At 69.7% G+C, this 14,123-nt stretch carries 14 protein-coding genes; 9 read left to right on the top strand and 5 right to left on the bottom strand.

The window, feature by feature from the left end:
• Positions 1-61 precede the first annotated feature (61 nt).
• The gene (locus ACE3PU_RS02320) at positions 62-1,366 is read left to right on the top strand and encodes an amidohydrolase (RefSeq protein WP_374386243.1); all 1,305 of its coding nucleotides are present in this window, start codon (positions 62-64) and stop codon (positions 1,364-1,366) included.
• Here the strand turns inward: ACE3PU_RS02320 and dapE are convergent.
• A complete protein-coding gene (gene dapE / locus ACE3PU_RS02315) occupies positions 1,363-2,559 on the bottom strand; it encodes a succinyl-diaminopimelate desuccinylase (protein WP_374386241.1) in 1,197 nt (398 codons plus the stop codon). The two genes, ACE3PU_RS02320 and dapE, sit on opposite strands and share 4 nt — an antisense overlap.
• A gap of 48 nt (positions 2,560-2,607) precedes the next feature.
• Between dapE and ACE3PU_RS02310 the strand changes: the two genes are divergently transcribed.
• On the top strand, positions 2,608-3,084 hold the full coding sequence (locus ACE3PU_RS02310; RefSeq protein ID WP_374386239.1) for a cupin domain-containing protein: 477 nt from the start codon (positions 2,608-2,610) through the stop codon (positions 3,082-3,084).
• Positions 3,081-4,373 carry an MFS transporter gene (locus ACE3PU_RS02305; protein ID WP_374386237.1) on the top strand — a complete coding sequence of 431 codons (1,293 nt, stop codon included), beginning with the start codon at positions 3,081-3,083 and terminating at the stop codon, positions 4,371-4,373. Before ACE3PU_RS02310 ends, ACE3PU_RS02305 begins: the two co-directional genes overlap by 4 nt.
• A gap of 72 nt (positions 4,374-4,445) precedes the next feature.
• Here ACE3PU_RS02305 and ACE3PU_RS02300 read toward each other — a convergent pair whose 3' ends face one another.
• The gene (locus ACE3PU_RS02300) at positions 4,446-5,471 is read right to left on the bottom strand and encodes a 2'-deoxycytidine 5'-triphosphate deaminase (protein WP_374386235.1); all 1,026 of its coding nucleotides are present in this window, start codon (positions 5,469-5,471) and stop codon (positions 4,446-4,448) included.
• Positions 5,472-5,552: 81 nt separating this feature from the next.
• On the opposite strand from ACE3PU_RS02300, the gene apaG reads away from it, so the two are divergent.
• A complete protein-coding gene (gene apaG, locus ACE3PU_RS02295; protein ID WP_374386233.1) occupies positions 5,553-5,960 on the top strand; it encodes a Co2+/Mg2+ efflux protein ApaG in 408 nt (135 codons plus the stop codon).
• A 260-nt stretch (positions 5,961-6,220) separates the two neighbouring features.
• Here apaG and ACE3PU_RS02290 read toward each other — a convergent pair whose 3' ends face one another.
• Complete coding sequence (locus ACE3PU_RS02290; protein WP_374386231.1) at positions 6,221-6,766, bottom strand: GcrA family cell cycle regulator; 546 nt, start codon at positions 6,764-6,766, stop codon at positions 6,221-6,223.
• A 304-nt stretch (positions 6,767-7,070) separates the two neighbouring features.
• Between ACE3PU_RS02290 and ACE3PU_RS02285 the strand changes: the two genes are divergently transcribed.
• The 4 genes from ACE3PU_RS02285 (at position 7,071) to argF (ending at position 11,088) form a co-directional block, all read left to right on the top strand.
• Positions 7,071-7,904 (top strand): ABC transporter permease, encoded by an 834-nt coding sequence (locus ACE3PU_RS02285; protein WP_374386229.1) that lies wholly within the window; start codon positions 7,071-7,073, stop codon positions 7,902-7,904.
• 37 nt (positions 7,905-7,941) lie between these two features.
• Positions 7,942-8,886, top strand: coding sequence for a M28 family metallopeptidase (locus ACE3PU_RS02280; RefSeq protein WP_374386226.1), 945 nt, complete (start codon positions 7,942-7,944; stop codon positions 8,884-8,886).
• Between the two features lie 91 nt (positions 8,887-8,977).
• Positions 8,978-10,171 (top strand): aspartate aminotransferase family protein, encoded by a 1,194-nt coding sequence (locus ACE3PU_RS02275; RefSeq protein WP_374386224.1) that lies wholly within the window; start codon positions 8,978-8,980, stop codon positions 10,169-10,171.
• Complete coding sequence (argF, locus tag ACE3PU_RS02270; RefSeq protein WP_374386290.1) at positions 10,168-11,088, top strand: ornithine carbamoyltransferase; 921 nt, start codon at positions 10,168-10,170, stop codon at positions 11,086-11,088. The genes ACE3PU_RS02275 and argF overlap by 4 nt, the downstream gene beginning before the upstream one ends.
• Before the next feature lie 78 nt (positions 11,089-11,166).
• Here the strand turns inward: argF and ACE3PU_RS02265 are convergent, their stop codons facing one another.
• Together ACE3PU_RS02265 and ACE3PU_RS02260 are read right to left on the bottom strand one after the other, a co-directional pair.
• Complete coding sequence (locus tag ACE3PU_RS02265) at positions 11,167-11,667, bottom strand: pyridoxamine 5'-phosphate oxidase family protein (RefSeq protein WP_374386222.1); 501 nt, start codon at positions 11,665-11,667, stop codon at positions 11,167-11,169.
• 57 nt (positions 11,668-11,724) lie between these two features.
• Positions 11,725-11,943 carry a hypothetical protein gene (locus tag ACE3PU_RS02260; protein WP_374386220.1) on the bottom strand — a complete coding sequence of 73 codons (219 nt, stop codon included), beginning with the start codon at positions 11,941-11,943 and terminating at the stop codon, positions 11,725-11,727.
• 216 nt (positions 11,944-12,159) lie between these two features.
• On the opposite strand from ACE3PU_RS02260, the gene ACE3PU_RS02255 reads away from it, so the two are divergent.
• A partial coding sequence (locus tag ACE3PU_RS02255) for a hypothetical protein (protein WP_374386218.1) occupies positions 12,160-14,123 on the top strand: 1,964 nt, incomplete at its 3' end.

Genomic DNA, 14,123 nt, shown 5'->3' with positions numbered 1-14,123 from the left:
TTGCACAAGCGCCGCGGGCGCCCTCACCATGCCGCGAGATGAAATTTCACGGGAGCTTCACATGCGCCGACTGATCGCCGCCTCCGCCCTGAGCCTGGTTCTGGCGGCGGGCGCCGCCGAAGCTCAGAGCGTGGACGCCGCCGCCGTCGACGCGGCCGTTCAGGCGGTGGCGCCGCAGGTGACCGCCTGGCGCCGCGACTTCCACCAGCATCCAGAACTGGGCTTCGCCGAGACGCGCACCGCGGGGGTGATCGCCGAACATTTGCGCGGCCTGGGCCTGGAGGTCCGCACCGAGGTCGGCAAGACCGGCGTGGTCGGCGTGCTGCGCGGGGCGCGGCCCGGCCGGGTCGTGGCCCTGCGCGCTGACATGGACGCCCTGCCGGTGCAGGAGGCGACCGGCCTGCCCTTCGCCTCGACCGCCACCGGCCGCTACATGGGCAACACCGTCCCGGTCGCCCACGCCTGCGGCCACGACACGCACATGGCCATGCTGATGGGCGCCGCCGAGGTGCTGGCCGGGATGAAGGACCAGCTGAGCGGAACCGTGGTCTTCGTCTTCCAGCCGGCCGAGGAGGGCGCGCCTCCGGGCGAACCCAAGGGCGGCGCGGCGCTGATGATCGAGGAAGGCGCGCTTGCCGATCCGAAGCCCGAGGCGATCTTCGGGCTTCACGTGGTGCCGGGCCGCGCGGGGACGGTCTTCTACCGGCCGGAAGGCTTCATGGCCGCCTCGGACCGCGTCGACATCGCCCTGAAGGGCAAACAGACCCACGGCGCCTGGCCGTGGCGCGGCGTGGACGTGGTGGCGACGGCCGCCCAGATCGTCCAGACCATCAACACCCTGACGGCGCGGACGGTCGATCCGACCACCACCCCGACGGTCTTCACCATCGCCACGGTGAACGCCGGCGTGCGCTACAACATCATCCCCGACAGCGCGACGATGTCGGGCACCCTGCGCACCTTCGACGTGGCCCAGCGCGAAGACCTGGTCGCCCGCGCCGAGGCCGCCGTCGGCCATGTGGCCGAAACCTACGGCGCGACGGCCGAGTTCGGCGTCCGGCAGAACGCCGCCCTGGTCTATAACGACCCCGCCCTTTCGGCCTGGCTGGCGCCGGTGCTGACCGAGGCGGCCGGGGAGGGGAACGTCGATCCGGCGGCGCCGCCGACCACGGTGGCCGAGGACTTCAGCTATTTCCAGCAGGCCATCCCTGGCGTCTTCTACCACCTGGGCGCCAGCCCCGACGGCGTCGACCCGGCTGAGTCGGCGCCGAACCATTCGCCCGAGTTCTCGCCCAACGAGAAGGTCCTGCCCCTGGGCGTGAAGACCCATGTGCTGACGGCGCTGCGCTTCCTGGAGCGGCCCTAGTCAGGCTGAAGCCGCTCGAACACCGTCTCGATGACCCGCTGATAGACGTCGGTCAGCGCCTCCAGCTCGGCGACCGGCACGCGCTCGTCGATCTGGTGCATGGTCTGGCCGACCAGGCCCAGCTCCAGCACGGGGCACAGGGCCCGGATGAAGCGGGCGTCGGAGGTGCCGCCGGTGGTCGAGGCCTCGGGGCGGCGGCCGGCGACGGCCTCCACCGCGTCCTGCACCGCCTCCACGAAGGGGCCGGGCTCGGTCAGGAAGGCGTTTCCGGAACACAGATGCTCCAGCTCGATGCGCAGGCCGGTCTCGGCCTGGAGGGCGCCGGCCTCGCGGTTCAGCCAGTCGATCAGGTCGTCGCCGGTATGGGTCGGGTTGAAACGGATGTTCAGCCGCGCCCGGGCCTCGGCCGGGATGATGTTGGTCGCCGGATTGCCGACGTCGATGGTGGTGATCTCCAGGTTCGACGGAGGAAAGCCGTCATAGCCGTCGTCCAGGACGTGGTCGTTCAGCCGCGCCATCAGCTTTGCGATCACCGGCGCCGGATTGGCCGCGCGCTCGGGATAGGCGACGTGGCCCTGCTTGCCGTGAACCGTGATCCAGGTGTTCAGCGACCCGCGCCGCCCCACCTTGATCATGTCGCCCAGATGCTGGGACGAGGACGGTTCGCCCACCACGCAGGCGTCGATGACCTCGCCCTCGGCGGCCAGGGTCTCGACCACCCGCTTGGTGCCGTGCAGGGCGGGGCCTTCCTCGTCGCCGGTGATCAGGAAGGACAGGCTGCCGGGAACCTCCCCCTCGCTCAGCACGCGCGACACAGCCGCCACCCAGGCCGCGATGCCGCCCTTCATGTCCACCGCGCCCCGTCCGTAGAGGACGCCGTCCCGGACCTCGGCCTCGAACGGCCGGGACGACCACTGCTCCGACGGGCCGGTGGGGACCACGTCCGTATGGCCGGCGAAGCAGAGGTTGGGCGAGGCCGTCCCGCGCCGCGCGTACAGGTTCTCGATCCGGGCGTCGGCGCCGGTCCCGCCCGGTCCCTCGAAGGCCAGGCGGCGACAGGTGAAGCCCAGGGCCGTCAGGCGCCGCTCCAGCACGTCCATCGCGCCCTCGTCGGCGGGGGTGACAGAGGGAATGCGGATCAGGTCGCGGGTCAGTTCGACGGGATCGATCACAGGAGTTGATGCGCGGCTCATGCGGCTATGCTTTAGGGAAATCTCGCAGAGGCGAGAAGGGCCGCCGCTTTGCCAAAGATCGACATCCAGACCGCGCCGACCGTCAACGGCACCACCTATCCGGACGAGCACGCCGACGAATGCCGTCCGCGCCGCCGCTGGCGGCTGGGCGACGCGGCGGGCCTGGACCAGTTCGGGGTCAATCTGCTGCGCCTGCCCGCCGGCGCCTGGTCCAGCCAGCGCCACTGGCACGCCGCCGAGGATGAGTTCGTCTGGGTGGTCGAGGGCGAGGTGGTTCTGGTCGAGGAGGACGGCGAGACGGTCCTGCGCGCCGGCGACTGCGCGGGCTTCAAGGCCGGCGTGCCGAACGGCCACAAGATCGAGAACCGATCCGGCGCCGAAGCGGTTCTGCTCGAGGTCGGCACGCGCAGCCCGACCGTCACCGCCTGCGACTATCCCGACATCGACATGGTCCTGCCCGAGGGCGCGGATCGCTATTTCCACCGGGATGGGACGCCCTATCCGAAGTATCCCCGAAGAACGTGACCACAGAATCCATCGACACCGGCTCGCCGACGCCGCCTGCTCCGCCCGCGCCGCCTGAAGGCCCGTCCAGTCCCTGGGGCATCCGCGACTTCCGCCTGCTGTGGTTCGGCCGGGTGGTCGCCGTGCTGGCGATCCAGATCCAGTCGTCGGCCCTGCTGTGGCAGGTCTATGAGATCGCGCGGCGGGACCATCCGATCGAACAGGCCAGCCTCTATCTGGGCCTGGTCGGCCTGTGCCAGTTCCTGCCGCTGCTGGCCTTCACTCTGCCGGCCGGAGCCATGGCGGACCGGCGCGACCGCAAGCGCACGGTGTGGATCTCCATCCTGGTCGAGGCGACCTGCGCCACGGCCTTCCTGCTGATGGCGCTGCACGGCTCGCCGCCGCTGTGGGGGCTGCTGGCGGTCGCCGCCCTGTTCGGCGCCGCGCGCGCCTTCCTGGCTCCGGCCAGCCAGGCCTTCCTGCCGATGGTGGTGGGACGAAAGGCCCTGCCTCCAGCCATCGCCGCCCAGTCCATCGCTTTCCAGACCGGGGCCATCGCCGGCCCGGCCCTGGGCGGGGTGATCGTGGGCCGCAGCGTGCCTCTCGCCTACGCCGTCGCGCTGGGCATGTTCCTGCTGGCGGTGGCCGCCTTCGTGCTGATCCGCACCAGCGGCAAGCCCGCGCCAGTCGAGCACAAGCTGTCGGCGGTCGAATCCGTCAAGGAAGGCCTAGCCTACGTCTGGAAGACCAAGATCGTGCTGGGCGCCATCTCGCTGGACCTGATCGTGGTTCTGATGGCCGGGGTGGCGCTGCTGACGCCGATCTTCGCGCGCGACATCCTGCATGTGGGGCCGGAAGGGTTCGGCCTGCTGCGTGCGGCGTTCGGGGTCGGGGCCATGGCGGTGGCCATCTATCTCAGCCGCTTTCCCATCGTCCGGCATGGCGGGCGCTGGATGTTCGCGGCGGTGGCGGTGTTCGGCCTGTGCACCCTGACCTTCGGCCTGTCCAAGATCGTCTGGCTCAGCGCCCTGGCCCTGTTCATCGGCGGCGGCGCGGACATGATCAGCGTCAACATCCGCCAGACCCTGATCCAGCTGGCCACGCCCGACCACATGCGCGGGCGGGTGTCGTCCGTTTCGATGCTGTTCATCGGCGCCTCGAACGAACTGGGCGAGGCCTATTCCGGCGTCATGGTGCGGCTGCTGGGCGCGATCGGCGCGGCGGTGTTCGGCGGCGTCGGGGCGCTGGCGGCCACGGCGGCGTGGTCGGCGATGTTCCCCGGGCTGAGGAAGGCGGATCGGCTGACTTAGGGGTAGGAGTTAGGGCTTAGGGCTTAGGGGGCGTGGGGCGACATCGCCCTACTTCCTAAGCCCTTTCCCCGCTCACCAGGGCCGGAAGTGCTTGCTCAGCTTCAGACCCTGGCTCTGGTAGTGGCTGCCGCTCTCGCCGTAGAGGCGGCTGGGGCGTTCGGTCAGGGGTTCGTAGACCAGTCGCGCGACGATCTGGCCGTGCTCCAGGAGGAAGGGCGTGTCGTGGGTTCGGACCTCCAGCACGCCCTTGGAGCCCGCGCCGTGCGCCTCGTCCGTGCCGAAACCCGGATCGAAGAAGCCGGCGTAGTGGACGCGGAACTCGCCCACGGACGGGTCGATGGGGGTCATTTCGGCGGCCTGATCGACCGGGATCTCGACGTCGTCGGACGAGGCCAGGATGTAGAACTCGCCCGGATCCAGCAGCAGTTCGCCGCGACGCAGGGACAGGGGCTCCCAGAAGTCGCGCGGGTCGTGGCCGTCGATGTGGTCCAGGTCGACCACCCCGGCATGACGGCGGCCCCGGAAGCCCACGATCTCGCCGCCCTGAAGGTCGACGCCGACGCTGCGCGTCTCCAGCTTGGGCGGCTCGCCGGCCTTGAGGCGCAGCTGATTCAGGCGGGTGCCGGGGCGAACCAAGATCGAGAAGGTCTGGGGCGCGATCTCCAGATAGAGGGGGCCGTCATAGCCCTCGTCCACGTCGTCGAAGCTGGCGCCGCGATCGGTCAGCAGGCGCACGAAGACGTCGACGCGGCCGGTCGAACTCTTGGGATTGGCGCGGGCGATCAGGCCCTTGGGCAGGCTGAGCCGTTCCTGCAGGCGGGCGATATAGACACAACCCTTCTCCAGCACCACGCCGGCGCCGCTGACGTCGATGGCGTGCATGGCGACGTCGGCGATCCGCTCCTCGACCTTGCGCTGGCCGGGCAGGAAGGAGGCGCGCACGCGCCAAGCGCGGTCGGACAGGCGAAGGTCCAGGCTGGCGGGCTGGACCTGATCGGCGTCGAACGGCGTGTCCGACGTGATCGCACCCGTGGCGATCAGCGTCTCGATGGACTGGGCGGGCAGGATGCCGGGGCGGGGCGCTTCGAACGGGCTCATGGCGTCTGTCTCACACGGTTTTCGCCACTTGTCTCCAAGTCGCGCTTGCGGCCCGCGCGCGGCGGGGCGAGCATATAGCCCATGCACGACGGACCTGCCTATACCGCCGAGACCAACGGCATCCTGATCCGGGTGCGGCCCAGCTATCTGGCCGGCCAGTCCGATCCCGAGGGCGGGCGCTGGGTCTGGGCCTATCAGGTCGAGATCGTGAACCTGAGCGGCTCCACGGTGCAGCTGGTGGCGCGGCGCTGGACCATCACCGACGCCCTTGGCCATGTCGAGGAGGTGCGGGGCCCGGGCGTGGTGGGCGAGCAGCCGATCATCGAAGCCGGCGACAGCTACGCCTATGCCTCGGGGTGTCCGCTGGGCACGTCCTCGGGCTCCATGGTCGGCGCCTATTCGATGACGGACGCCGAGGGACGCATGTTCGAGGCGGCGATCCCGGCCTTCTCGCTGGATACGCCGGATGCAAGACGGGTGTTGAACTGAAGGGTCTCGCGCTGGGCGGTGGAGCATCGGGCTCAAGCCGAGAGCCGCCGCGCGGCGAGCGATAGCCCGAAGTGTCGAGATCCGGATGGGGCTGCGTCAACCCGGATGAACCGCAGCCCCGCCCCTGGAGTCTCGCCGGCCGCTTGCGCGACCGGCGAGGGGGAAGGCGGCCCCGTAAGGGGTATCTGTGACGCGGGAATGATCCGCGGTGCGAAGCGGCGCTCAAGCAGCGAGCGACCGCGTCGCGAGCGTAGCGCCTCTTAAATGTACCGACGCAGGCTGCGGGCCAGGTCGCTGGCGCCGTCCTTGCCGCCGCGCTTGGCCTGCGGCTGGTAGGCGACCCGGGCGTGTTCGACGCAATAGACGCCTTCCGAGGCCCGGCGGCCGCAGAAGCTGAACTCGCGCGACGACGGATCGCCGATCGGCCATTTGCACATGTGGGCGCCCAGGGTCATGACCGTGGCCGTGCCCGGCAGATCCGGCATCGGGGCCGGCACGCTCGCCGCCGGCTGGACCGGCTTGGGCTGGACGGCCTCGAGGCGGCGCGGCGCCGACGGCTGGGTCACGCCCTGGCTCGGGGCCGGAGCGGCCGGACGCGGGCGGGTCGTGCGGAAGGTCGTCGCGGTGGTGCGCGCCGGCTGCGACGGCGCGGCCCGACCGGACAGGCCCAGGCGGTGCACCTTGCCGATGACGGCGTTGCGGGTCACCCCGCCGCCCAGCTGCTTGGCGATCTGGCTGGCCGACTGGCCTTCCAGCCAGAGCTTCTTCAGCGCGCCAACGCGATCCTCGGTCCAGCCTGCGGTCATGCCACCCTCCGGCGAAATGGATTCAAGATGTAGCGGTCGCGGTCCCCCTCTGGGCCTTGACCTACAACTAATCGTAAACCAGCCGTTAAGAGACGCAATATGTGCGAATCATCCTGTCCACAGAAACCAGATGTTGAATCGGTGTTGGGGTTAACGGGGTAGAGCAGCGGGCGTGGAAAGTAGGGCTGAGGGCCTAGGAAGTGGCGGGCGGGGAGGCGCTCCTAAGTCCTAGGCCCTAACTCCTGCGCCCTATCCCCCAGCGTTGCCCTTGCGCAGTCGGGCCCCAAAGCGCATCTGGCGGCGCATGACCGAGACGACGCCCGACCTGATCTCCACCCGTCCCGCAGGCCTGCCGCAACCGCGACGCTATCCGGGGGTCAACTGGATCGGCGTGCAGACGCTGTACCTTCGCGAGGTCCGGCGGTTCTGGAAGGTGGGGGCCCAGACGGTGGCGGCGCCGGTGGTGACGACCCTGCTCTATATGCTGGTCTTCGTGGTGGCGCTTCAGAACGCCCGGCCGCCGCTGCACGGCACGCCCTTCGCCCTGTTCGTCGCGCCCGGCCTGATCATGATGGCCATGTTGAACAACGCCTTCGCCAACGCCTCGTCCAGCCTGATCCAGGCCAAGATCATGGGCACGGCGACCGACTTCCTGACCCCGCCGCTCAGCCCGCTGGAGCTGACGCTGGGCTTCACCCTGGGTGCGGCGACGCGCGGCGTGGCGGTCGGCCTGGTCACCGCGATCTGCGTGCTGCCGTTCGCGCCGCTGGGGATCGCCAATGTCGCGGCCATCATCTGGTTCGCCCTGGCGGCCAGCTTCATCATGGGCATGACCGGGGTCCTGGCCGGACTTTGGAGCGAGAAGTTCGACCACCTGGCGGCGGTGCAGAACTTCATCGTCATGCCGATGACCTTCCTGTCCGGCACCTTCTACTTGGTGGAGAACCTGCCCGAGCCGTTCCGGTCCATCAGCCACTTCAACCCCTTCTTCTACCTGATCGACGGCTTCCGTTACGGCTTCATCGGCCATGCGGAGAGCAATCTGATGGTGGGGGTGATCGGCAGCGCGGCGCTGATGATCGCCATGGGCGCGGCGTGCTGGCTGGTGTTTCGCTCGGGCTGGCGTCTGAAGAGCTAGGCCGCTACGACGGCGGATCATCACTCGGGGGTCCGCCATGCTGTTCCGTTCGCTCGTCGCCGTTTCGGCGCTTCTGGTCGCCGCCCCCGCGCTCGCGCAGGAGTCCGCGCCCCAGCCCGGGGACCGGGCCGACATCGAGACGGCCGCGGCCGCCTTCGTCAAGCCGACCAACGCCGAGCGGACGCAGGTGGTGGTCGATCAGTTGACCGCGGCCGGCTTCACGCCCGAGCTTCAGGCCTTCGCCGGCGGCAACGACCGCACCGGCCCGATGGAAGGCCGGAATGTCGTCGTCACCGTGGGCGAGGGCGACAAGGACATCGTCCTGACGGCCCACTATGACGCGGTGAAGCTGCGTGACGGGTCGATGGCCCAGGGCATCGTCGACAACGCCGGCTCGGTGCTGGCGTTGATGGAGGCGGCCAAGGCGCTGAAGGAAGGCCTGGAGGGCCAGCCGGTCGCTCACCGCTTCGTCTTCGTCTTCACCGACCAGGAAGAGCTGGGGCTGATCGGCGCCAGACATTTCCTTGAGACCCACGGAAAGGACCGCATCGCCGCCGTCATTAATGCGGACGTCGCCGCCTATGGCCAGACGGTGATGTACGGCGAGAACAACGGCGATCAGTCCGGCTTCGTCCTGGCGGCGCTGCGCGGCCTTTGCGCGGAGCGCGGCTTCGACTGCATGCCCTATCCGGTCTATCCGCCCAGCGACGACCGGGTGTTCTCGGCTGCCGGCGTCCCGGTGGTGTCGCTGGGCGCCCAGGACGCGATTGGAGCCCACCAGATGTGGCTGGCGTTCAATGGCGGCGAGGACAACGGGCTGAAGGAAGGCTTCGTCCCGCCGGTGTTCCAGCGCATCCACTCGACCGAAGACAAGCTGGAGCTGCTGGACGGCGATGACGTGGCCCGTTTCGGCCTGTTCGTCGCGGACCTGGCCCTGCGGCTGAGCAGCGTCGCGGACGCGCAGACGGCTGGTGTTGACTAACACCGTCACTAATCCGACAACCCCAGTCCTTATGAAATCCGGCTCCGGCGTCCTGACGCCGGGGCCGTCTCGCTTCTGGAGGTGAAGTCCCGTGTCCACCGAACATCTGATGGGTGTCTACAACCGTGCGCCGCTGGAGGTGGACCGCGGTCGAGGCGCCCGTCTGTGGTCGACCGACGGGACCGAATACCTGGACTGCGTCGCCGGCATCTCGACCAACGGCCTGGGCCACGCCCACCCCGAACTGGTCCAGGCGGTCAAGGATCAGGCCGAGAAGCTGTGGCACGTGTCCAACATCTTCCGCATCCCCGGTCAGGAGGCCCTGGCCGACGCCCTGACGGCCTCCAGCTTCGCCGACGTGGTGTTCTTCACCAACTCGGGCACCGAGGCGGTCGAGTGCGCCCTGAAGACGGCGCGCAAGCATCACGTCGCCAACGGCCAGCCCGAGCGGATCGACATCTACGGCTTCGACGGCAGCTTCCACGGCCGGACCTATGGCGCGATCAACGCCGCCGCCAACCCCAACTACACCGAGGGCTTCGGCCCGCCGATGCAGGGCTTTCACCAGCTGAAGTGGGGCGACCACGACGCCATCAAGGCCGCCATCGCCAACCCGACCACCGCCGCCATCATCGTCGAGCCGGTGCAGGGCGAGGGCGGCTGCCGCGCCGTGCCGGAACAGTGCCTGCGCGGCCTGCGCGAGCTGTGCGACCAGCACGGCGTGCTGATCATCTTCGACGAGGTCCAGTGCGGCATGGGCCGGACGGGCAAGCTGTGGGCCCATGAATGGGCGGGCATGGCGCCCGACATCATGGCGGTGGCCAAGGCCCTGGGCGGCGGCTTCCCGATCGGCGCCTGCCTGGCGACCGCCGAGGCGGCCAAGGGCATGACGGTGGGCGTGCACGGTTCGACCTTCGGCGGCAACCCGCTGGCCATGGCGGTGGGCCTGAAGGCGCTGTCGCTGATCAACAGCCCCGAGACCCTGGTCAACGTCAACGACATAGCGGGCTATCTGAAGCAGCAGCTGGCGGGCCTGCAGGAGCGCTATCCCGACGTGATCGTGGACGTGCGCGGCAAGGGCCTGCTGATCGGGGTCAAGCTGGCCCCGAACAATCGCGAGTTCATGGCCCTGGCGCGCGACACGCAGAAGCTGCTGATCGCCGGCGGCGGCGACAACTGCGTTCGCCTGCTGCCGCCGCTGAACCTGACGCTGGAAGAGGCCCGCGAGGCCATCGAGAAGTTCGAGGGCGCCTGCAAGGCCGCGCGCGAAAAGCTGGCGGTCTGAGCATGGTGCGTCACTTCCTCGACATCCACCGGCTGGACGCGGCGGACCTGCGCGCCATCCTGGACGACGCCCACGCCCGCAAGCAGGCGCGCAAGGGCTGGCCGCAGGGTCGCCCCGACGCCGATGCGCCGGGCCAGGACCGCGTGCTGGCGATGATCTTTGAGAAGAACTCGACCCGCACCCGGTTCAGCTTCGATGCGGCCATCCGCCAGCTGGGCGGATCGTCGATCATCGCCACGGCTTCGGACATGCAGCTGGGTCGCGGCGAGCCGGTCGAGGACACCGCACGGGTCCTGTCGCGCATGGTCGACGCGGTCATGATCCGCGCCAACGACCACGAGGACGTCGAGCGCTTCGCCCGCGTCGCCACCGTGCCCGTGATCAACGGCCTGACCGACCGCAGCCATCCCTGCCAGATCCTGGCCGACCTGCTGACGATCGAGGAGCATCGCGGACCGGTGGCGGGCAAGACCATCGCCTGGGTCGGCGACGGCAACAACGTCTGCCACAGCTTCATGCACGCGGCGCCCAAGTTCGGCTTCCACCTGAACGTCGCCTGTCCGGCCGAGTACCATCCCGACCTGCGCGACCTCGCCAAGGGCGGCAGCGCCGTGACCCTGACCAGCGACCCGCGCGACGCGGTGAAGGGCGCCGACGTGGTGGTCACCGACACCTGGGTGTCCATGGGCGACCAGGACCATGAGGCGCGGCTGGCCGCCTTTGAGTCCTATTCGGTCGACGAGGCCCTGATGGGTCAGGCCGATCCGGACGCGGTCTTCCTGCACTGCCTGCCCGCCCACCGGGGGGAAGAGGTCACCGACGCGGTCATCGACGGCCCCCGCTCGCTGGTCTGGGACGAGGCGGAGAACCGCATCCATGCCCAGAAGGCGGTCCTGGCGTGGTGTTTCGCGGGCTAAGCCGGGCGGCGCAGCCTCGTTGCGTAAACGGCGCAGCGCACGGACGTCGTCCGTGCGCTGTCTGGACCCGCAGATCGCCTACTGCAGGTTCACGTCCGACACGCCGCCGGCGTCCGGGACGGTCTTGGTCAGATTGGCCTTCAGCACCTCGTAGCCGAAGCCCAGGGCGCCCTTGTCCGACACCCACACGCGGCCGTCGTCCGCGTCGAAGCGAACCAGGGTCAGGTGCGGGTCGTCCTTGCCGTCCGGATACCAGGCGGCGACGACGGGGTTCCAGTATTTGTCGATCCGCGCGCGGTCCTGGTCGATCGACAGGCCGCCGTGGATACAGGCCTGCACCTTCTGGTCCTTGGCCTGGTAGCAGAACATGCCCTGCTGTCCGCCGACCGCCACGTCGCGGGCGAAGTCGGTGTCGTCGCGGGTGAAGAACCAGATGGTCCCGGTTTCGGGTTCGCCGAAGCCGGTCATCGGCTGGTGGTGATAGCCCGGCTGGTCGATGCCCAGCATGCCGGTGTTCGACTCTTTCAGGCTCTTCCAGAATTCCTTTTCCGCCTCGGCGGGCGTCAGCTTGTCCGACATTCTTGTCTCCTGTTCGGGGGATGCCGGATCAACCGATGTGGAGGCGTCGGGTTCCGGTCAGGCTCCGGGAACCCACGGCGGCCGGTCCGCGCCGAAGAGCGTGGCCAGATGCACCAGCAGCAACAGCGCCAGGGCCGCCGCGCCGACCATCAGAAATCGCCAAGGGACCATGCGGGGGCCCTTCCACGGATCGGGGGGGCGTGCGCCGCGCCAGCCCGTGAACACGGTCGCGGCCAGGGCGACGGCCAGCAGGATCAGGGTCGTGGTCAGGTCCATCGGGGGCAGGTGGCGGACCGGACGCGCCTTGGCAAGACGATCCTTGCCGAACGGTTAATCTTCACCAACCCTTAACCACGTCGGCCCCAGATTCCGGGCGGTATGCGGGATGTCCACAGCTGAACCGGCTCGCCCCTAGATATTGGGGTTAACGAGCCGTTTACACCCTTGATGTGGTCGTTATAGCCTGCTTGCGAAGGTCGGGAGGCGAATCAGGTGAGCGCAGCGGCGCCGTGGAGCGTTAAGGGGATCGATCCCAAGGCGCGCGAGGTCGCCAAGGACCTTGCGCGGCGCTCCGGCATGACGCTGGGCGAGTGGCTCAATTCCATGATCATGGAAGAGGATGACGACGACGGCGTGGTGCCGCTCGCGCGCCGTCCCTATGTGGCCGAGCCCTTCGAGCGCCGCAGCCGCTCGCGCCGTCTGGACGACGCCTATGGCGCGCCGGAGGACGCGTGGCAGCGCCTGTCCGCCTCGATCGACGCCATCGCCGCCCGGCTGGAAGCGGCGGAGCGCCGCTCGACCGTGGCCATCCAGGGTGTCGATCAGGCCGTGTCCGGCATCGTGCGCCGGCTGGACGGCCAGGATGCCACCTCCAAGTCCTACGCGCGCCGCGTCGACGACATCTCCGAAGAGCTGAAGGAGGGCCACCGCCGCCTGCGCCGGTTCGAGCAGGAAGTCGGACCCCAGTCGCAGGAGGCCTTCAGCAAGGTCGAGACGTCGCTGGGCGCCCTGGCGGGGCGGCTCTACGACATCGAGGAGCGTCAGCGCGCCGGCGTCAACGAACTGCGCCAGCGCATGGAAGCGGTCGAGAAGTCGGCCGGGCCGGGCGTCGGCTCGGACTTGCTGGCCCAGGTGGGCGCGCGCCTCGACCAGGCCCAGGGCCGCACCACCGAGGCGCTGAAGGGGCTGGAACGCTCCTTCGCCGAGCTGGACCGGCGCCTGCGCGCGGCCGAGGGGCGGATCGAGCCCGAAGGCGCCCGCGAGGCGGCCCGGTTCGAGAAGCTGGCCGAAACCCTGTCGCGACAAGTCGAGGCCAACCGCGTCGAGATGATGCGTCGGCTGGACACGGCCGAGACCGAGAACCGCATCGACCGGATCGAGCGCGCCGTCCTGTCGATCGGGGACCAGCTGAAGGCCTCCGAACAGAAGGGCGTTCAGGCGATGGAGGCGATGGGCCGCGAGGTCCTGCGCATCGCCGAGAATCTGAACGGCCGCATGCGGACGATGGAATCGGGCGACGCCGAGCGCCTGGAAACGGTCGCCCGCGCCGTCTCGGACAAGCTGTCCGGTCGGTTCGAGGATCAGGCCGCGCGTCTGGATCAGGACTTCGCGCGCCAGTCCGAGCGCATCGAACAGCGACTGACGGCCGCCGACGATCGCCACGCCATCGCCCTGGAGAAGCTGGGCGGCGAGATCGCCCGCATCTCGGACCGGCTCAGCGAGCGCATCAGCCAGTCCGAGCGGCGTTCGGCCCAGGCGCTGGAAGATATCGGCCGTCGTCTGGCCGAGAGCTCCGACCGGATCGAGCAGCGCTACGACCGCGCCTCGGGCGAACTGGCCGAGCGCATGCGGATGAGCGAGGAGCGCACGGCCCGCCTGCTGGCCGAAGCGCGCGACAGCATGGAGGCGCGCGCGCCGACGGCGGTGCGCGACATGCCGCTGGACTCGCCGGAGCCCGCTCTCGGCGGCGCCATCGAACGCCCCATGGGCGACTGGCGCGCCGCCGCCTTCCCTGACGAATCGTTCGGCTCGGATGAGTGGTCGGCCGACCCGGTCGCGCCAGAGGCCGCCGTCGCCACGCCCTTCCCGGCGACCACGCCGGACACGGTCGATGAGACAGACGCCGTCTCGGCCCCTGCGGCTGCGGCGGAACCGGAAGCGCCGCCGGCGATCCAGCCCTTCGGCCCGTTCGGAAGCTTCGGCGGCGCCGACGTCGACGACGCTCTGGCCGCGACCGCGCCCTCTGCGCCCCAGGCGACCGACGGGGTGATCACGACATCGGACGAGGCCTTCGGGGCCGACGACGACGCCTATGCCGGCGAAACCGATTTCATCGACCCGCGCCGCATCCGCGCCAGCATGGGCGCCGCGGCGGCGGCGGGGCGGGCGTCCTCGACGCGCGGCGCCATCGACGCCGCCCGCGCGGCCATGACCGAAGCGGCCGAGCCCGAACCGGC

It is taken from the genome of Brevundimonas sp. (assembly GCF_041911375.1).
In the GTDB taxonomy this organism is placed as follows: Bacteria; Pseudomonadota; Alphaproteobacteria; order Caulobacterales; family Caulobacteraceae; genus Brevundimonas.
The sequence above is the reverse complement of the archived record's forward strand: the minus strand, read 5'-3'. Positions and strand labels throughout refer to the sequence as shown.

What these genes read in the sequence shown, in the direction of transcription:
- ACE3PU_RS02320 (WP_374386243.1), top strand. Translation starts at nt 62, where the DNA reads ATGCGCCGACTGATCGCCGCCTCCGCCCTGAGCCTGGTTCTGGCGGCG.
- dapE (WP_374386241.1), bottom strand. Translation starts at nt 2,559, where the DNA reads ATGAGCCGCGCATCAACTCCTGTGATCGATCCCGTCGAACTGACCCGC.
- ACE3PU_RS02300 (WP_374386235.1), bottom strand. Translation starts at nt 5,471, where the DNA reads ATGAGCCCGTTCGAAGCGCCCCGCCCCGGCATCCTGCCCGCCCAGTCC.
- apaG (WP_374386233.1), top strand. Translation starts at nt 5,553, where the DNA reads ATGCACGACGGACCTGCCTATACCGCCGAGACCAACGGCATCCTGATC.
- ACE3PU_RS02290 (WP_374386231.1), bottom strand. Translation starts at nt 6,766, where the DNA reads ATGACCGCAGGCTGGACCGAGGATCGCGTTGGCGCGCTGAAGAAGCTC.
- ACE3PU_RS02285 (WP_374386229.1), top strand. Translation starts at nt 7,071, where the DNA reads ATGACCGAGACGACGCCCGACCTGATCTCCACCCGTCCCGCAGGCCTG.
- ACE3PU_RS02280 (WP_374386226.1), top strand. Translation starts at nt 7,942, where the DNA reads ATGCTGTTCCGTTCGCTCGTCGCCGTTTCGGCGCTTCTGGTCGCCGCC.
- ACE3PU_RS02265 (WP_374386222.1), bottom strand. Translation starts at nt 11,667, where the DNA reads ATGTCGGACAAGCTGACGCCCGCCGAGGCGGAAAAGGAATTCTGGAAG.
- ACE3PU_RS02260 (WP_374386220.1), bottom strand. Translation starts at nt 11,943, where the DNA reads ATGGACCTGACCACGACCCTGATCCTGCTGGCCGTCGCCCTGGCCGCG.